This window comes from Actinomadura rubrobrunea NBRC 15275 (assembly GCF_001552235.1).
GTDB lineage: Bacteria > Actinomycetota > Actinomycetes > Streptosporangiales > Streptosporangiaceae > Spirillospora > Spirillospora viridilutea.
In genome coordinates, this window is sequence record NZ_BCQU01000034.1 from 16,885 (window position 1) to 35,041 (window position 18,157).

17 protein-coding genes are annotated in these 18,157 nt (G+C 72.3%); 12 read left to right on the plus strand and 5 right to left on the minus strand.

The window, feature by feature from the left end; genetic code table 11:
- Positions 1–54: 54 nt before the first annotated feature.
- Complete coding sequence (locus AR3_RS13075) at positions 55–1,110, plus strand: CapA family protein (RefSeq protein ID WP_227023116.1); 1,056 nt, start codon at positions 55–57, stop codon at positions 1,108–1,110.
- A 119-nt stretch (positions 1,111–1,229) separates the two neighbouring features.
- Here AR3_RS13075 and AR3_RS13080 read toward each other — a convergent pair whose 3' ends face one another.
- Positions 1,230–2,555 (minus strand): GH1 family beta-glucosidase, encoded by a 1,326-nt coding sequence (locus AR3_RS13080; protein ID WP_067913693.1) that lies wholly within the window; start codon positions 2,553–2,555, stop codon positions 1,230–1,232.
- 168 nt (positions 2,556–2,723) lie between these two features.
- On the opposite strand from AR3_RS13080, the gene AR3_RS13085 reads away from it, so the two are divergent.
- Both AR3_RS13085 and AR3_RS13090 read left to right on the plus strand, forming a co-directional pair.
- Positions 2,724–3,347 carry a TetR/AcrR family transcriptional regulator gene (locus AR3_RS13085; protein WP_083951442.1) on the plus strand — a complete coding sequence of 208 codons (624 nt, stop codon included), beginning with the start codon at positions 2,724–2,726 and terminating at the stop codon, positions 3,345–3,347.
- 57 nt (positions 3,348–3,404) lie between these two features.
- A complete protein-coding gene (locus tag AR3_RS13090; protein ID WP_067913707.1) occupies positions 3,405–4,004 on the plus strand; it encodes an LURP-one-related family protein in 600 nt (199 codons plus the stop codon).
- A 92-nt stretch (positions 4,005–4,096) separates the two neighbouring features.
- On the opposite strand, the gene AR3_RS13095 is transcribed toward AR3_RS13090, so the two are convergent.
- Positions 4,097–4,333 carry a hypothetical protein gene (locus tag AR3_RS13095; RefSeq protein WP_067913710.1) on the minus strand — a complete coding sequence of 79 codons (237 nt, stop codon included), beginning with the start codon at positions 4,331–4,333 and terminating at the stop codon, positions 4,097–4,099.
- Between AR3_RS13095 and AR3_RS13100 the strand changes: the two genes are divergently transcribed.
- From AR3_RS13100 to AR3_RS13110, 3 genes are all read left to right on the plus strand, one after another.
- A complete protein-coding gene (locus tag AR3_RS13100; protein ID WP_067913713.1) occupies positions 4,320–4,742 on the plus strand; it encodes a hypothetical protein in 423 nt (140 codons plus the stop codon). The genes AR3_RS13095 and AR3_RS13100 overlap by 14 nt on opposite strands.
- Before the next feature lie 284 nt (positions 4,743–5,026).
- Positions 5,027–6,133 (plus strand): ferritin-like domain-containing protein, encoded by a 1,107-nt coding sequence (locus tag AR3_RS13105; RefSeq protein ID WP_067913716.1) that lies wholly within the window; start codon positions 5,027–5,029, stop codon positions 6,131–6,133.
- Between the two features lie 291 nt (positions 6,134–6,424).
- A complete protein-coding gene (locus AR3_RS13110; RefSeq protein WP_146150249.1) occupies positions 6,425–7,267 on the plus strand; it encodes a hypothetical protein in 843 nt (280 codons plus the stop codon).
- A 735-nt stretch (positions 7,268–8,002) separates the two neighbouring features.
- Here AR3_RS13110 and AR3_RS32605 read toward each other — a convergent pair.
- Positions 8,003–8,134 (minus strand): hypothetical protein, encoded by a 132-nt coding sequence (locus AR3_RS32605; protein ID WP_281179261.1) that lies wholly within the window; start codon positions 8,132–8,134, stop codon positions 8,003–8,005.
- Between the two features lie 34 nt (positions 8,135–8,168).
- Here AR3_RS32605 and AR3_RS32160 point away from each other — a divergent pair, with 34 nt between their 5' ends.
- Positions 8,169–8,504, plus strand: coding sequence for a septal ring lytic transglycosylase RlpA family protein (locus tag AR3_RS32160; protein ID WP_281179262.1), 336 nt, complete (start codon positions 8,169–8,171; stop codon positions 8,502–8,504).
- Between the two features lie 90 nt (positions 8,505–8,594).
- Here the strand turns inward: AR3_RS32160 and AR3_RS13120 are convergent, their stop codons facing one another.
- Complete coding sequence (locus tag AR3_RS13120; protein WP_217998530.1) at positions 8,595–9,665, minus strand: prolyl oligopeptidase family serine peptidase; 1,071 nt, start codon at positions 9,663–9,665, stop codon at positions 8,595–8,597.
- A gap of 427 nt (positions 9,666–10,092) precedes the next feature.
- On the opposite strand from AR3_RS13120, the gene AR3_RS13125 reads away from it, so the two are divergent.
- Complete coding sequence (locus tag AR3_RS13125) at positions 10,093–10,458, plus strand: YkvA family protein (protein WP_106258609.1); 366 nt, start codon at positions 10,093–10,095, stop codon at positions 10,456–10,458.
- Here AR3_RS13125 and AR3_RS13130 read toward each other — a convergent pair.
- Complete coding sequence (locus AR3_RS13130) at positions 10,455–11,156, minus strand: IclR family transcriptional regulator (protein ID WP_245637881.1); 702 nt, start codon at positions 11,154–11,156, stop codon at positions 10,455–10,457. The two genes, AR3_RS13125 and AR3_RS13130, sit on opposite strands and share 4 nt — an antisense overlap.
- Before the next feature lie 391 nt (positions 11,157–11,547).
- On the opposite strand from AR3_RS13130, the gene AR3_RS13135 reads away from it, so the two are divergent.
- The 4 genes from AR3_RS13135 (at position 11,548) to AR3_RS13150 (ending at position 18,126) form a co-directional block, all read left to right on the plus strand.
- Positions 11,548–12,861 (plus strand): hypothetical protein, encoded by a 1,314-nt coding sequence (locus AR3_RS13135; RefSeq protein WP_067913729.1) that lies wholly within the window; start codon positions 11,548–11,550, stop codon positions 12,859–12,861.
- A gap of 199 nt (positions 12,862–13,060) precedes the next feature.
- Complete coding sequence (locus tag AR3_RS13140; RefSeq protein WP_083951446.1) at positions 13,061–13,312, plus strand: TFIIB-type zinc ribbon-containing protein; 252 nt, start codon at positions 13,061–13,063, stop codon at positions 13,310–13,312.
- Between the two features lie 412 nt (positions 13,313–13,724).
- A complete protein-coding gene (locus tag AR3_RS13145) occupies positions 13,725–15,533 on the plus strand; it encodes a fatty acyl-AMP ligase (RefSeq protein ID WP_067913736.1) in 1,809 nt (602 codons plus the stop codon).
- 76 nt (positions 15,534–15,609) lie between these two features.
- Positions 15,610–18,126, plus strand: a complete 2,517-nt coding sequence (locus AR3_RS13150) for an MMPL family transporter (protein ID WP_067913739.1) — start codon at positions 15,610–15,612, stop codon at positions 18,124–18,126.
- The last annotated feature ends 31 nt before the right edge of the window (positions 18,127–18,157 follow it).

An 18,157-nucleotide genomic window follows, 5' to 3' on the forward strand; every position in this document is an offset into this window, starting at 1 on the left:
TGCTTATGCGACGAGTGTGGGAGTTGAGTGGAATTGCCTAGATATGCGGTATTGGTGACCGCTGTGGCGGCAGCGCTGGCCGTGGCGGCGTGCAGCAGCGGGCCCGGCAAGGCCGAGGCCGAAGGGGAGACGGTCACGCCCACGGCGTCCAGCCCGCCGCCGTCCACCGCCGCTCCCGCCAAGCAGCCGATCATCCTGGCGTTCGGCGGGGACGTGCACTTCGAGGGCCACCTGCGCGCCCGCCTGGCCGATCCGTCGACCGCGCTCGGCCCCATCGCCAAGACGCTGCGGGCGGCGGACCTGGCGATGGTCAACCTGGAGACGGCGATCACGACCGGTGGTACGCCCGCGCCGAACAAGCAGTTCACCTTCCGCGCGCCCCCGTCGGCGTTCGCCGCGTTGAAGGCCGCGGGCGTGGACGTCACGTCCATGGCCAACAACCACGGCATGGACTTCATGGAGTCGGGGCTGCGCGACTCCCTCAAGGCGATCCGCCAGACCGGCTTCCCCACCGTCGGCATCGGACGCAACGCGGACGAGGCGTACCGCGCGTACCGGGTCACCGTGAAGGGCAACCGGCTGGCGATCGTCGGCGCGACCCAGGTGCTGGACGACCACCTCATCCCGGCGTGGACGGCCACCGACACCAAGGGCGGCCTGGCGTCGGCGAAGAACGTGCCGCGCATGGTGCGCGCCGTCCGGGAGGCCCGCAAGGGCGCCGACCTGGTGATCGTCCACGTGCACTGGGGCGCCGAGCTGCAGCCCTGTCCGCTGCCCCGGCAGAAGGAGCTGGCCAAGCAGCTCATCGACGCGGGCGCCGACGTGATCGTCGGCGGGCACGCGCACATCCCGCTGGGCGGCGGCTTCCTCGAGGGCAAGTACGTCCACTACGGCCTGGGCAACTTCGTGTTCAACTCCGCCAACGGCCAGACCGCCAACTCGGGGGTCCTGCTGCTGCGCGCCGAGAACGGCAAGATCACCGCGGCGAAGTGGAAGCCCGCGCGGATCACGGGCGGGCTGCCGCGCCTGCTGACGGGTGCCGCGGCGCAGGCGGAGCTCAAGCGCTGGAACGGCCTGCGCGGCTGCACGGACCTGTCCGCCCGCCCGTGAGCGGACGCCTCCGGCGACCGCCTCACTAGGTGATGGCGCTCGCGGATGCGAGCGGATCCGGCCGAGCCGGTGGTCGCGCTGCGTCTTCGCAGCACGGCCGCCGCGTCCCCGTGCAGCGGCTACGACCTGATCAGATCCCGGTACCAGGCGTACGACTTCTTCGGGGTGCGCTTCTGGGTGGCGTAGTCGACGTGGACGAGGCCGAACCGGGGATGGTACCCCTCCGCCCATTCGAAGTTGTCCAGCAGCGACCAGACGAAGTAGCCGCGGACGTCGACGCCCTCGTCGATCGCGGTGCGGACGGCGGCGATGTGCGCGTCCAGGTAGCGGATGCGGGCCTCGTCGTCCACGCGGCCGTCCGGTCCGGGCTCGTCGGGGTACGAGCAGCCGTTCTCGGTGACGTACAGCGGCGGCAGGGCGGGGCCGTAGCGTTCCCGCAGCGTGCGCAGCAGCGCCAGCATCGCGTCCGGGGCGACCGGCCAGCCCATCCCGGTGACCGGATACCCCTCCTCCGGCACCATGTCGAACGGCAGGGGCGCGTCCGGTGCGGCGGCGCGCAGCCGCGTCGGCTGGTAGTAGTTGACGCCCAGGAAGTCGAGCGGCGCCGCGATGACCGGCAGGTCCTGGTCCCTGACGTGGGCGGCGAGGTCGTCCGGTCCGGCGGACAGGCCGTCGGGCAGGCGGCCGAGCAGCAGCGGGTCGGTGAACAGCCGGTTCATCAGCGTGTCGAAGGCGTCGGCGGCGGCCCGGTCGTCGGGGGAGGACGGGTCGGCGGGCCTTGCCGGTGAGTAGTGGTTGGTGATGCCGACCGCGCGGGCGCCGCGTCCGCGCAGCGCGTTCACGGCCAGCCCGTGTCCGAGCAGCTGGTGGTGCGCGGTGGGCAGGGCGGCGAGGCCGAGCGTCCGGCCGGGCGCGTAGAGGCCGAACGCGTACCCGTACGCGGTGACGACGACGGGCTCGTTCAGCGTGATCCACATCGCGACCCGGTCGGCGAGCCGTTCGGCCGCCAGGTAGGCGTACTCGGCGAACCGGTAGGCGGTGTCTCGGTTCATCCAGCCGCCGTCGTCCTCCAGAGGCTGCGGCAGGTCCCAGTGGTACAGCGTGGCGACGGGCGCGACGCCGCGTTCCAGCAGCGCGTCCACGAGGCGGTCGTAGAAGTCCAGGCCCGCGGGGTTGACGGGGCCGCGGCCGGCGGGCTGGACCCGCGGCCACGCGATCGAGAACCGGTAGGCGTCCACGCCGAGGTCGGCGATGAGCGCGACGTCCTCCGCCCAGCGGCGGTAGTGGTCGCAGGCGACGTCGCCGGTGTGGCCGTCGCGCACCCGTCCGGGTTGCCGGCAGAACACGTCCCAGGTGGACGGGCCGCGGCCGTCCTCGTCCACCGCCCCCTCGATCTGGTAGGCGGAGGTCGCCACGCCCCACTGGAACCCGTCCGGCAGTCCCATCCGAGCACCTCCCGCGGACCGGAACGTGAAGATTGTTCGGATGGTAGGTGCGGACGGCGCCGCCCACCAGACGCAGGCCACCAGTGGACCGTTCCGCGTCGCAGATCCCGCCCGCCGCCTCGGTCACTGGCGGAGCGGGCCCGGCCCGCCAAAGGCGACAATGGTCGGGTGACCGAGCTTCGAACGCCGCTTCGCCGCCGTCCCGCCCAACGCCGCAGCGCCGAGCGCGTGCAGCGGATGCTGGACGCGTGCGCCGAGATCCTGGACGAGGACGGCTACGACGGACTGACCACCACGCGCATCGCCCAGCGCGCCGACGTGGCGATCGGCTCGGTCTACCAGTTCTTCCCCGACAAGCGGGCCGTGGCGCAGGCGCTGGCGCTGCGCAACCTGGACCAGTTCGGCGAACGGGTCTCCCGGCGGCTGGCCGAGGGCGACTTCGAGCACTGGTCGGACACGGTCGGCGCCATCATCGAGATCTTCGTGGACATGCACCGCACCGTGCCCGGCTTCCGGGTGCTGCGCTTCGGGGACGTCGCCGACGTCCACCTGCTCGACTCGGACGCCGACAACAACTCGGTGGTGGCGGACCGGCTCCGGCGCATGATCGTCGAACGGTTCGGCGTCGCCGACACCCCCGACCTCGCCCGCGCGCTGGCCATCTCGGTCGAGGCGGGCGACGCGGTGCTGAAGATGGCCTTCCGCCGCGACCCCGACGGCGACCCCGAGATCGTCGCGGAGGCCGAGCGGCTGATCCACGCCTACCTCGCGGACCACATCAGCGACCGCTGAGCCGCCGTCTGTGGGAGACTCCGCACGACGGCTTCCCCCCGGCCCGAGGACCAGAACGTGGACGTCGACCGCCTCCAGGCACACAACCGTTTCCTCGTCCGCCAGCGGGTGCGACCGGTCGTGAACCAGTACGAGGTCCGGCTGGCGGCGCCCGACGGCTCCGAAGGCGAGCTCGTCGCGTTCGCCCAGCAGAAGCGCGTGGCGTTCAAGGAGCAGGTCACCCTCTACACCGACGACACCAAGACGCGGCCGCTCGCCTCGTTCAAGGCGCGCACGGTCATCGACCTGGCCGGCGTGTACGACGTGGCCGACGAGCACGGCGCGCCGCTCGGCGCGTTCCGCAAGGACTTCCGCAGGTCGCTGCTGTCGTCCACCTGGCATCTCGAGCAGCCCGGCGTCGGCACGGCCGCGGGCAGCGAACGCGACCAGGTCGTGGCGGTGCTGCGGCGCGTCTGGGACTTCATCCCGATCGTGGGCGACCTGCCGTTCGCCTGGCCGTACCACTTCGACTTCACGATCGACGGGCGCCCGGCCTTCTCGGTGGAGAAGAAGTTCGCGCTGCGCGACCGCTACGTCGTCGACATCGCCGAGCCCGCCTTGGACCGCCGCCTGGTCATCGCCCAGGCCGTGGCGCTGGACGCGCTTCAGGGGCGCTGACCCGCCGAAGGGGAGACGGGCCTTCCCCCCGTTCGGACGAGGAGAAGGCCCGTTTCCCGGTCGCCTACGCGGGCGGGCTCACCACCGTCCCGTCAGCACGTGTACGACTCGATGTCGATGTCGTAGATGTTCGACACCTTCACCCAGTAGTTGGTGCCTCGGGGCGGGGCGTAGTACTTGATCGGGCCGCTCTCCTGACCGTCCAGGTTCCACTGGACCGCCATCCTGCAGCCGCCAGAGACACCGAACGCGTCGGTGTCGTGCCAGGCGGACGTGTAGGAGTGCTGGCCCGGGCGCAGCGACTTGTAGGCGTTGGTGCGGCAGGCCAACGGCCCGCGCCTCGAGGCTTCGGTGACGACCGTCCCGTTCCCCCCGCTGCCGCACCAGTCCCTGGCCACGCGCACGGACCTGTTCGACCGGTTCTGGATCTCGCTGCATCCCGTCCAGTCGCAGCCGCCCTGTGCGCTGACCGGCGCCGCCGAAGCCGCCGGCGCGCTCGACGCCTGGACACGTCCGGCATGCGCCGCCGGAGTGCTGAGCCCTGCCAGCGGCAGGGCCGCTCCCGCCGCGATGAGCGCCCCCGTGATCCTGCTCAGCTTCATTCGATCCCCCGTTCTCGAGTCCTCGATCGATGTGCTGGAGAGGCCTCTCTGGCATCCCAGGAAACAGACGTGGGGCTATCAGTCGGCTATGCGTTTCCTGTCAGCCCAGGTCACCGGGGCGATGGCGTCCCTTTGACAGCCGACGCGACGGCGACACGCGTCGAGCACCACGATCCCAACGGAAGTGAGTCGGTCGTGCCGTCGAGCGAGGGAGGTGGGCGGTATGGGGGTGGATGTGTAGATCCGTGGGGGTGGATCGCCGTGGGGTGCCTTGTGGACGGCGCGAGGGTATGGCCTTCCGGCGGCTTTACATGTTACGAAGAGTTGTAAAACGGTGGGCCGTGCGGGCCGCGGGACGCGCCCGCGGCATGGCCCTTCGCGCTGCGACAGTGCTGTCGGCGCCCCCGAGGAGGCATCCCGGTGACTTCGTTCGACTTCTACACCACCCCCGTGCCCAAGGAGACCTGGAACGTCCCCATGGCGGGCGACACCCGCTTCACGTGGGAGTACCAGGACGGTCGCGACCGGCTGCTCGCCCTGTACCAGAAGGGCAAGGACAAGCAGTGGGACGCGCAGAAGCGCATCGACTGGGACCTGGAGGTGGACCCGTACAACGTCATCGGCATCCCCGAGCACGTCAACCCGCTGTTCGGGTCCGACATCTGGAACCGCATGTCGGAGAAGGAGCGGCAGGAGTACGGCCGCCACCAGGGCTCCTGGCTGTTCAGCCAGTTCCTCCACGGGGAGCAGGGCGCGCTGAACGTCTCGGCCCGCATCGTGCAGACCGTGCCCGACCTGGACTCCAAGTTCTACGCCGCCACCCAGGCCATGGACGAGGCGCGGCACGTCGAGCTCTACAGCCGGTTCGTGCACGAGAAGATCGGCATGTACTACCCGATCAACCAGGACCTGGCCAAGCTGCTGGCCGAGTCGCTGGAGGACAGCCGGTGGGACCTGCCCTACCTGGGCATGCAGGTGCTCATCGAGGGGCTGGCGCTGGCCGCGTTCGGCGTGTACCGGGACATGGCGACCAACCCGCTGGTCAAGCAGCTGCTGGCGTACGTGATGCAGGACGAGGCGCGGCACGTGGCGTTCGGCCGCCTGGCGCTCAAGGACTACTACGCCGAGCTCACCGAGAAGGAGCGGGCCGAGCGCGAGGAGTTCGTCGTCGAGGGCTGCTACCTCATGCGGGACCGCTTCAAGGGGCGCGAGGTGTTCGAGAACCTCGGCCTGCCCGTCGACGAGTGCATGAAGTACGTCGACAACTCGCAAATGTACACGCTCTACCAGTCGCTGCTTTTCAGCCGCATCGTCCCGTGCGTCAAGGACATCGGTCTTTGGGGAGAAAAAGTGCAGTCCGCGTACGCCGACATGGGCGTGCTGGACAACGCCAAGGCCGACCTGGACGCGCTGATGCGCCAGGACGAGGAGATCGCCGAGAAGTACGACCGGCAGCGCTACGAGCAGGAACTGGCCGTCCGGAAGAAGGAGGTGGACGAGGCCATCGCCCTCGGCGAAGAGTCCTGACGGCCGCCCGAACGCGTCCGCCGCGCGGATCGCCCGGACATCGCGCGCGATCCGCGCGGCGGATATGCGGTTCGCTAAATCTTCCCCTGCGTCGTCCAATTGGACTGGTGATCAGCCGTGCGGTCACGGGGGCCGTACTAGCGTCCCCGATCGTCGGTGTGCGCAAATGCCGCGTCCGGTGACGAGAACCGGTTCCGCGGCGCGCACACGTCCACGGTCGAACGACCAACGCCGGGGGGATAGATGAATCAATCCGTCAGGAGCCTGCTCAGGGGCGCGGTGCTGGCCCCCGTGGCCATCGCCGTCACCGTCGCCGCCGCGCCGGCGGGGTACGCCGTCCAAGGGCCGGGCGACGAGCCGGTCCGGCTGACCTTCAACCCGAGCGACCCGTCGTCGCTGTTCTCCGCCGAGCAGGGGGCGGACTGGTCCACCGCGACGGTCCGCGACATGCTGTCCGCCGCGCGCAACGGCGCCGCCTCCTTGCAAGGCGGCGTCAACCTGAGGCAGAGCCGTGCCGCGCAGACCCGCCGCGAGGCGAACCCGCAGCGGCCGCGGCCCAACGTCCAGCACCAGAGCGTCACGCTGAACTGCCAGTCGGGCAACGGCGCCGCTGAGCCGGCCGACGTCGAGCTCGACGGCGCCCGGCTCGTGGACGGCTGCGTCGCCGACCGGAACACCAACGTGTCGACCAGCTCGGATCCGGCCGTGCCGGCGAACGCCCGCCTGGCGCGGCCCGCCGCACGGACGGTCGGGAAGTCCGTCCGGGCGATGGCGGACGTCGAGCCCGCGTCCACTTCGACGAAGGAGGCCGAGCCGGCAACCGGTTCGACGAAGGAGGTCGAGCCGGCAACCGGTTCGAAGGAGGCCGAGCCCACGTCCGGGGCCATGACGGATGCAGAGCCCGCGTCGGAAACGACGGCGACCCTGCCGACGCCTCGCGCGCAGACCGATGACGGCACGCCCGTGCAGCCGGCGGACACCGGCACCTCGACGAACGGTCTGATCAGCTCGCTGCTGGCCCGGGTCCTGTTCGAGCAGCCGACCGGCCAGAACACGTTGCTGCCGCAGTCCGGGCAGCGATCGCCGGCGCAGCAGCAGGCGCAGGAGGTGACCGGCGCGAACGGCTCGAGCTGAGCCGCACCCGTCACCTGAACCGACCCGTCGAACGGGGCGTCGCGACCGCGCGGCGCCCCGTTTCGCTGTTTGTGAACATTCCGGGTGAACTGTATTTATCGCCCCGTGATCACCTTCCAAAAGGCGGCAAAAGCGGTGGCGAATCCTGATCACGGTGCGTATGTGATCGACTCCGTCGGGCAAAATGTCGGAGTGACAAACCCCACAGACGGCGGCCCACCGGTTGATTTCCGCGAATTTCGCCGTACGGTCATGGACTTGTGTGCGGCGCCCGCTGGGCATCCGTGACGCGCCACGCCGGCGTCGCACCTGCCGGACGCCGGAATTTCCGCAATGGTGCGGAGGCGCCGAAGATGGCGCATTGGTCGGCCGGAGGCCCACGGAGGGCCTGACGGCGCGAGGCCGCGGGGCCGTCTACCCCGATCAGGCCGACGACCGGTGCGCGGCGGGGGATTGCGCGACGTGACGACGTCCGTGCCGACCGCCCGCCGTGGCCGAACGGCGGTGACGACCACGCCGGGCGTCCGGGGCCCTGTCCCCGATCAAAGGATTCTTCGTGGGTAGATCTGGCGAACATCGCCTCAAACGCCACATCAGAAGCATCGTCATCATCTCCGGCGTCGCCGTCGCCGTTCTGGCGGGGAGCGCCTGGGTGCTGGCCGCGACCGGCCGCGACCCCGGATCGGCGCGGGCCGCGCGGAACGCGCCCGAAAGCCCGACCGGCACGCCGCCGCTTCAGGACCCGCCGCGCACCGCTCCGACGCGCGCGAGCCGCGGCGGCACGCGCTCGCCTGAGCCGTCCGCGTCACCGGAGCCGTCCGCGTCACCGGAGCCGTCCGAATCTCCGGAGCGGTCGTCGTCGTCCACGGAGGCACCGAGGTTTCCCGGTGTCCCTGACACCTTGAAGACCGCTGCCAAGGCCAAGAAGAAGCGCAAGCGGCGGGTCGTGAGCAGCGGTTCCTGCTCGGCGTCGTACTACTGGCAGGGGCAGCACACCGCCAGCGGCGAGCGGTTCGACCCGGACGCCCTGACCGCCGCGCACCGGACGCTGCCGATGGGCACCAAGGTCCGGGTGACCAACAAGAACAACGGCCGCTCGGTCACCGTGCGCGTCAACGACCGCGGACCGTTCGTCGGCGGCCGCTGCCTGGACCTGTCCAAGGCGGCGATGGCCAAGCTCGGCGGCATCGGTTCCGGTGTCATCCCGGTCCGCTACGAGGTGCTGGCTCGCGACTGACACGGCTCGCCATGACACGGCTCGCCACGACACGGCCGCGGCGCCACCGCGCCGTTCCGATGGCGGCGTGCCGCGGCCGCGCCCGCGGTCTCAGCCGGGACGGCGGGTGCTTCCGCTCGCGGCCTCCACCCTCGGCCCGTCGAAGCGCACCGGCGCCTGCCCCTGCGCGGGCCGGTCGTCCGCCGGGGCGCCGGAGTCGGCCGGGGTCTGGGACGCCGCCGCGACGTCCGGGAGCGTCGGGGACGGCGGCGCCTGCGCGTCGACGGCGTCGCCGTCGGAGGCGATCCGGCCGGAGCCGAGATCGGGGCTCACCTCGGCGAGGCGGTCGCGGAACCAGTCGGTGAGGGCGCCGTCCACCCGCACCGCCTCGGTGATGGGCGGCCGCGCCTCGGTGCCGGGCTCGGCCGCGAGCGCGTGCCCCATCGGGAAGGCGGCCGACTCCACCGCCGTCGCGCCGCGCCGCCGCAGCAGGTCGCGCAGCGCGGTGATCTCGGTGGGCGGGACGAGCCGGTCCTTGGTGCCGGCGACGAGCAGCAGCGCCGTGTCGCGGCCGGCGATCTCCCCGGCCCGGGCGCCGAGGTCCAGCCGTTCGGCCAGCGCGCCGGCCCGTTCGTTCCAGTCGCGTTCGCGGGCCGAGCGCTTCTCCAGGGAACGGGCGGCGTTCGCGGGCGCGATCACCGGGGCGACCAGCGCCGCGGCGGTCACCGGGACGACGCCGCGCGCCACCGTCAGCAGCGCCGCGGCGCCGCCCGCCGAGAACCCGGCCACGCCGATCGGCCCGTCCCCGAGGCCGAGGTCGCGGCGCAGGTCGGCGAGCACGGCGGGCAGCCGCTCCACGGCCTGCTCGACCGCCGCGCCGTACGCCTCGACGCCCTCGGAGGTGAGCAGGGCGCCGGAGTCCAGGCCGCTCGGCGGACGGCCGTCCACGGCGGGCAGCTCCAGGTAGACGCGCCAGGTCGGCACGCCGGTCAGCGGCAGGGCGGCGGCCAGCGCGGGCGCGGTGCGCGGCGGGTCGAAGCCGGGCCAGGCCACGATCAGCCGGGTGGGCCCCGCCGGCCGGGCGTCCACCGCGGTCGGCGGAAGGGCCAGGTAGGCGATGCCGTCGGCGGTACCGGAGATCGGACGGCCGACGTCGGGGCGGTTCGGGCGGTCGCCGCTCATCTGCTCGCGTCAGCTCCTGCGGTCTCGACTTTCCGGTCGTGCCGGGAAACGCTGGGAGTCCCGGAACATTGGGAGCCGGCGCCCCTCCCACAACCCAGAGGTTCCCCTAGATCATGTTTCCAGCGGACGGCGGACGATGGGGCCGAAATCCCGGAGCTCGTACGCCGTAGTGACGGATACCTCACCTGTGGTAACCCCACCTGCCCCGTGAGGGCAGGAGTGCACCTCCATGAACTGGGCAAACGCCGCCGCGTCCCGAGGTGGCGGGCGAATAACGACTGACCGCCGAATAAGGGAACAAGTCCGGCGAATCGGACGTCGAACGAGTGAGCGCGGCGAGGAACGCGCCGCGGGGACGGACACGGGCGATGGACGCGGGCGAGGGACGCGGGATCGACGCGGGATCGACGCGGACGGGGGTGTGCCGGTGATCAGCAGACGCAGGGCGATGGCCGCGGGCCAGGCCTGGCGGATCTACAGCCAGACGCTCGAGCCCGGCGCGCCGGGACTGCGGGAGCGGGTCCGCGCCGTGCCGCGCATGCTGAAGGCCGTCCTGCGCGGCGAGTACAAGGGCCTGTCGCCGCGCACGCTGGGCATGCTGGCGCTGGGGCTCGTCTACCTCCTGTCGCCGGTGGACGTCGTCCCCGAGATCTTGGTCCCGGTCGTCGGGTTCGCCGACGACACGGGCGTCGCCCTGTGGCTGGCGGCCGTTCTGAGCAAGGCGGCGGGCGACTACGTCATCTGGGAGCGCAGCGGTCGCCCCGCCGCCGTTCCCGGCGAGGTGATCAACTAGCCGTCCGCCCCGGCCGCCGGGCCCCGCGCGCCGCCGGCGAGTTCGCGGGTGAAGCGGTCGGCGGCGGCGCGCATGACCGGGACGATGTCGGTGACGGCCTCGGCGGTCAGCCGGGCCGACGGACCCGACACCGAGATCGCCGTCAGCGTGGGCGCCCCGGGCAGCGGCACCGCCACGCAGCGCACCCCGATCTCCTGCTCCTCGTCGTCCACCGCGTAGCCGCGTTCGCGGATCCGCGCCAGTTCGGCCACCAGCGCGTCGGGGTCGGTGATGGTGCGCGGGGTCTGGGCGGGCATCCCGGTGCGCGCCAGGATCTCCCGCACCGTCGGCTCCGGCAGCAGCGACAGCAGGGCCTTCCCCACGCCGGTGCAGTGCGGCTGGACGCGCCGCCCCACCTCGGTGAACATCCGCATCGAGTGCCGGGACGGGGCCTGGGCCACGTAGACCACCTCGTCGCCCTCCAGCACGGCCATGTTGGCGGTCTCGCCCACCTCGTCCACCAGCCGGGCCAGGGTCGGCCGCGCCCACGTCCCCAGCAGGCGGCTCGCGACGTCGCCGAGCCGGATCAGGCGCGGGCCGAGGGCGTACCGCTTGGACGGCTCCTGCCGCACGTACCCGCGGTTCACCAGCGTCCGCATCAGCCGGTAGATCGTCGGCATCGGCAGGCCGGACGCCTCGGTCAGCTCCGACAGCGCCATCTCGCCGCCCGCGTCCGCCAGATGCTCCAGCAGTTCGAAGGCGCGTTCCAGGGAGCGTACGGCCTGGGCGTTCCCGCCTTGGGCGTTCCCCGCCTGCGCCACCGGCGGCTCCTCTCCTCGCGACCGTCCGAATTCTATGGAGCCGGGATTTCGTTGCGCGAAAGGGGCGTCGTATGTTACCCAGGGTGATCGACTGGAAATAATCTTGTGAGCCTGGCGCCGACGGCGCCGTCCCCCCGGGCGGACAAGACCGCGAACGAAGGGGGAACGGGTGCCCAAGGGCGATGCAGTCGCGCTCGGACGCGCGCGGGCCTGGCAGCGGGCCCGCCTTCGCACGGGGAAGCGGGCCGGGCGGCCGAACGGGCGTGCGGCCCGGCGATGGGGCGCCGCGATGCTCGGCGGAGCGCTGGCGGTGCCGCCGGTGCTGCTCACCGGTCCGCCCGCGGGCGCCGGCGCCGTGCGGTTGACGGCCTCGGCGGCCCTGCTGCGCACCAAGGCGCTCGCCCGCGAGAACGTCCTCACCTACGGGTTCACGGTGCGCGCGCACGGCGCCACGGCCAGGGACGTGCGGCTGCGGCTGAGGGCGTCCGAGCCGATGTCGTGGGGCAGGCATCCGCAGGACTGCGCCGCGTCCGGGAGGCGGCTGCAGTGCTCGCTCGGCAACGTCAACGGGGCGCGGTTGCTCCGGGTCGACCTGCGCATCCCGCGCTGGACGCGCCTGTCGCGCATGGCGCGCGTCCCCACCCTCACCGCCGTGGTGACGGCGGGCAACGTCGACCGCCCGTCCAGGCTGCGCCTCGTGCCGCCGGCGGGCCGCGTCCCGCGGTCGAACGCCGCCGAGACGTCCAAGGCCGACAAGCCCCTCGAGGGCGCCAAGGCGCCCAAGAGCGGCACGATGTCGAAGACGTCCGAGACGGCCGCGGAACCGAAGATCCCCGAGGTTCCCGAGGCGCCGAAGGCTCCGGACCTGCCCGAGGCGCCGCGTGCGCTGGACTCCTCGCCCGACGCGTCGACCCCGTCACCGGAGGGCGACAAGTCGCGCGAGGACGCGTCCAAGCACCAGTCGAAGGGCACGACGCCCCGCGGCTCGTCCACGACAGAGAAGAACTCGTCGAGGCCCGAGAAGGAGCCGCCCAAGAAGAAGGCGACGGCCAAGAAGACGGTGCGTCGGCCTCATCAGACGCCGCGCGCGAAGGCCGACTACGAGAAGAAGCGGCCGTCGACGGGCGCGGCGCCGTCGCCGGGCGGCACTCCGCAGGCCCGGCCGAGCGGCGAAGGCGCGGTCAAGCCCCGCACCAGCAAGAAGCCGAACCACAAGCCGAGTCGCAAACCGCGCGAGGCGGACGGCGCGCCGAGCTGGGAGCCGGACGACTCGCCGGCCCCGCGGCCGAGGACGACCGGGGTGCACGGGGCTCCCGCGTCGCCGTCGAGCCAGGAGCACGCGCCGGCGCTGCCGCCGATGCCGTCCGCGTCGCCCCCGGTCGTGGCGCCGTCGGGCGGCCGGGGCTCCGACACGGGGATGACGCTGGTCTCCCCCGCCGGGCTGTACGGCGGCGAGGGGACCCCGTGGCTGGTGGTGCTGGGGATGGTGGTGGTCCTCGAGGTCGCGCTGCTGTGGGTGGCGACCTGCCTGGCGCTGCTGCGCGCCCGTCTGATCAAGTCCATGGCGGCGCGCGCCGCCCGGCGCAGGTACGACGCCTGCTGACCACGCGAGCCCCGGACCTCGGACGCGATCGACGCGTGCGCGCCGCGACACCGCCGACGGCCGTCCGAACGGGGCGGGCACGGGCGGACGGCGTCCGGATCGACGGGCAGAACGGCGCTTGAAACATACCAAAACGGCAATTGCCTGACTAAGCTGGCCGCCCGAAGTAAGCGCCTGCGTTACGGACAGGGGATCCGGTATGTCAAAGGCGACAATGCAGTGCCCCAAGTGCGATTCGGTGCTGCACACCCACGAGCGGCACGGCGTGGTGATCGAGGAATGCACCGGATGCCAGGGCGTGTTCCTCGACCGGGGCGAGCTGGAGCAGCTGATCGACGCCGAGAGCCGGTATCTGGCCGAGCTGTCGGAGGACGAGCTTCCGCAGACCACCTACCAGGGACGGCACCGCCGGGGCATCGTCCGGCAGATCTTCTCCGACGACGCGAGCTGAGCCGGGTGCCGCCGGCGCGGGGGAGCGCGCCGGCGCACCGGCCTTCCGTCCGGCGGCCGCCCGCCGCCGACCGCGAAAACGGTCGAGAACGACCCGCGCACCTAGGGTGACCGCCACCGGTGAACGCATATCCGCCGGCAATTCCGTTTGTCACCCGGATGACAAAAACGGCGGCCGGTAATGTGCGGGCGGCTCATGTCTTTCGTCCGTACCATCGGGTAACTTCGCGCTGCACGACCGCTGCCGCGTGCCCGGAGGGCGCCGGAGGACCGGCCGGGACCGGCGGAGCCGACCGGGAAGGCCCGACCGTCCGGACCCGTCGGCCGGGAGCGGGCGGTCGGCCCGCCCCTGCCCGACCGAGCCCGGCCCCGTCCGACGCCGCGCGCGGCCCGTCCCCCCCGGGAGATGACCTATGGCACTGGGCTCGCTGCTCCCCGAACTGGCGCCCGGCGGTTCGGGCCGCACCCCCCTCATCGAGCGGGTCGCGCGCTGGGCCGCCGACAGGCCGGACGACCCCGCCTACACCTTCGTCGACTACTCGGCCGACCCCGCGGGCGTGAAGATCACCGCGAGCTGGGCGGAGACGCACCGGCGGGCCCGCGCCATGGCGGTGCGGCTGCGCGCCACCGCCGAGCCCGGCGAACGCGCCGCGCTGCTGCTGCCGCAGACGCTCGACTACATGATGACGATGCTCGGCGCCATGTACGCGCGCGTGGTGGCGGTGCCGCTGTTCTCGCCGGACCTGCCGGGCCACGCCGACCGGCTGCTCGGCGCCTACGCCGACGCCGAACCCGCCGTGATCGTCACCTCGCGGGACGCGCTGCCGCACGTGGAGAAGTTCCTCGCCGACCACGACGTGCCGCGGCCCCGCGAGATCGTCCTCGCCGACGAGGCCGACCGGGCGCGCGCCGACGAGTGGCGGGACGAGCCGATCGGCTTCGACGACCTGGCGTACCTGCAGTACACCTCCGGCTCCACCCGCCGCCCCGCCGGAGTGGAGATCACCCACGGGAACGTGACGGCCAACGCGATGCAGCTGTGGGCCGGCTGGTCGCCCGACCGGCCCGCCCCGGAGCTGGTGAGCTGGCTGCCGCTGTTCCACGACATGGGCCTGATCTCCACCATGGCGCTGCCGATGGTGCGAGGCGACCACGCCATCTACACCGACCCCGTGTCGTTCGTCATGGACCCGATGCGCTGGCTGGAGCTGATCGCCGAGCGGCCCGCCCGGAACGTCTACACCGCCGGGCCCAACTTCGCCTACGAGTACGTCGCGTCCCAGGCCACCCCGGAACGGCTCGCCGACCTCGACCTGTCCGGGCTGGTGACCTGCCTGAACGGGGCCGAGCCGATCCGCACGTCCACGCTGTCGATGTTCGCCGACACGTTCGGCCCGGCGGGGCTGCGGCCGGGCGCGCAGTCGCCCGGGTACGGGCTGGCCGAGGCGACCGTGTTCGTGTCCGCCGCCGCCGACGACGACCCGCCCAGGGTCGTCCACGTCGACCGGGACGCGCTGACGCGCGGCGAACTCGTCCCGTGCGACGCGGACGCCGAACGCTCCGCCGCGCTGGTGTCGTGCGGACGCCCCGTGGGGCAGCTCGTCGCGATCGTCGACCCGGAGACCCGCCGCGAGCAGCCGGACGGCCGGGTCGGCGAGATCTGGGTGCACGGGCCGAACACCGCGCGCGGCTACTGGCGCAACTCCGAACGCAGCGCGGAGACGTTCGGCGGCGAACTCGCCGAACCGGGCGACCTGCCGTCCGGGCCGTGGCTGAAGACCGGCGACTACGGCGTCGTCCACAACGGCGAGCTGTACGTGACGGGCCGCATCAAGGACCTCATCATCGTCGACGGCCGCAACCACTACCCGCAGGACATCGAGGTCACCGTGCAGGAGGCGCACGACGCGATCCGCCCCGACCACGTCGCCGCGTTCTCCATCCAGGGCGAGGACTCCGGGGAGCTGCTCGTCGTGGTGGCCGAACGCAACCGGCGCGTCCCGCTGGCCCGGCTCGACCCGGACGAGGTGGAGAACGCCGTCCGCGCCGCCGTCACCGTCGAGCACGAGATGAGCGTCCACGACTTCGTGCTGGTCGAGCCCGGCACGGTCGTCCGCACGTCCAGCGGAAAGATCGCCCGGTCGGCGACGCGGCAGCGGTACCTTGACGGCGCGTTGCCCACCACCCGGCGGCGTCTGGAGGCGCGTCGCGGCGACGGCTGACCGACCGCCCCCGGCCGCGCGGGCCGGGGCCACGGCCGCCGGCCGCACCCGGCGGCCCCGACACCACGGGAGGACCATGCTCGCCGGGCTGGGGCGTCTCATCCACCGACGGCGCTGGGCCGCTCTCGTGTCGATCCTGCTGGCCGCCGTGCTGGCCGGCGGATGGGGCATGGGGGTGTTCGAGCGGTTCAAGCAGGGCGGGTTCGAGGACCCGAACGCGTCGTCGACCCTCGTCGCCAAACTGGGCGCCACCTACTTCGGCAGCACCAACCCCGACGTCCTCGTGCTGTACCGCAGCGACACCATGACGGTGGACGACCCGCGGTACATGGCCGCCGTGGTGACGACCGTCGCGCGCCTGCCCACCGACCGGGTGGCCGAGCAGATGTCGTACTGGTCGTTCCAGGGCCGCGACGCCGCCCCGTTCGTCTCCCGCGACCGGCACCAGACGTTCGTGGCCATCAAGCTGCGCGGACCCGGCGACGCCGCCAAGGCGCGCGACTACGAGGCCATCAAGGACCGGCTCGCCGCGCCCGGCCTCGACACCCGGATCGGCGGCAGCGTCCCGCTCGGCTTGGAGTTCGGCGAGCAGGTCGTCACCGACATCGTCCGCGCCGAGACGATCACGGCCCTGCCGCTGCTGGTCCTGCTGCTGCTGGTGTTCGGCGCGATCACCGCGTCGCTGCTGCCGATGGCGGTCGCGGTGTTCGCCATCGTCGGCGGCCTGGCGGTCGTGCACGCCGTCACGTACGTCACCGACGTGACGTCCTTCGCGCTGGAGGTCGTCACGATGATGGGCGTCGGACTGGCCATCGACTACTCGCTGTTCGTCGTCTCCCGGTTCCGGGAGGAGCTGAAGCGCGGCATGGCGGCGCACGGCGTCCCCGACGGCAAGCCGTGGAAGACCGTCCGCGGCCGCCGCGAACGCCGCGCCGCGAAGAAGGCCTACAAGAAGACGCTGGCGCCGATCCGCGAGGCGGCGCTCGCCCGCACCCTCGCCACGGCGGGACGCACCATCGTCGTCTCCGGCGTGACAGTATCGGCGGCCCTCGGCGGCCTGCTGCTGTTCCCGCAGATGTTCCTGCGGACGATCGGACTGGCGGGCATCGCGACCGTGCTCGTCGCGGTGTTCGGCGCGACCGTCCTGCTGCCGACCCTTTTGGCGCTGCTCGGCCCCAAGGTCGAGTTCGGGCGCATGCCGTGGCGGCGCCCCACCTCCAATCGCGCGCAGCGCGACCCCGACTCGGGGTTCTGGTACAGGCTCGGCCACAGCGTGATGCGGCATCCCCTGCCGTACTTCGCCGTGACGCTGGCGATCCTGGGGGTGCTGTTCGGGCCGTTCCTCAACGTGCAGTTCTCCAGCGTGGACGCGCGCGTCCTGCCCAAGGACAGCCCCACGCGCGCCGTCGTGGAGACGGCCAAACGCGACTTCCCCAACGGCACGGCCGAACCCATCGACGTCGTCGTCTCCGGAGACCTCATCCCGCGCAACTGGCGGCCGACGCAGAAGGGCGGCGGCATCCCGCCCTACCTGGAGGACTTCCGCAAGCGCCTGGCCGCCCTGCCCGGCGTGACCGACGCCCGCTTCACCGGCTACTCCGGCACGTACGGCGGCGTGCGCATCTCCGTCACCCACCAATACGAGCCGATGGCGCCGCAGGCGCAGGACCTGGTCAAACGCATCCGGGCGATGACCCTCACCAAGGACGGCTACCCGCTGCACATCGACGTCGGCGGCAGCACGGCCGCGCAGATGGACCTGATGGCCAGCCTCATGCGCAGCCTGCCGAAGATGGCGGTGTTCGTGGGCGCGGCCACGTTCCTGCTGCTGTTCATGTTCTTCGGGTCGATCGTCCTGCCGCTCAAGGCGATCGCCATGAACGTGCTGTCCATCGGCGCGTCGTTCGGCGTGATCGTGTGGGGCTTCCAGTACGGCCACCTGGCCGGGCCGCTCGACTTCACCCCCACCGGCGGCGTCGAGGCCACCAGCATGATCCTCATCCTGGCGGTGGTGTTCGGCCTGTCGATGGACTACGAGGTGTTCCTGCTCAGCCGGATCCGCGAGGAGTGGGACCGCACCCGCGACAACCGGACCGCCGTCGCGGTCGGCATGCAGCGCACCGGCGGCATCATCACCAGCGCCGCCCTGCTGTTCCTCGTGGTCATCGCCGCGTTCAGCACGGCGGGCATCACCGTGGTCAAGCTCATCGGCGTCGGCATGTTCGTGGCGGTGGTGGTGGACGCGGTGCTCGTCCGTTCGCTGCTCGTCCCCGCCACCATGCGCTTCATGGGCGCCGCCAACTGGTGGCTGCCGCGCCCCCTCGCCGGTCTCCACTCCCACATGGACCTGCGCGAACGCGACGACGTGTTCGAGGCCGCCCCCACGTCTCCGCCTCCCATCCCCTTGCAGTGGGAGCCCGCCCCCACTGCCTCCGAGGTCCCGCCGGACCGGACCGCCGCAGCGCCCGACACCAACGGCACGCGGCGGGGACGCCCCGAGGCGAACGGGCAGTCAGAACCCCCGCGACGGCACGCCGCTCAGGGCGTATCCGAGCCGCACAAAGGACTCTTGCGCTGGGAGGACGACGAGTAGCCGCCGCGGTCGGCCGCGTCGGACGGCCCCG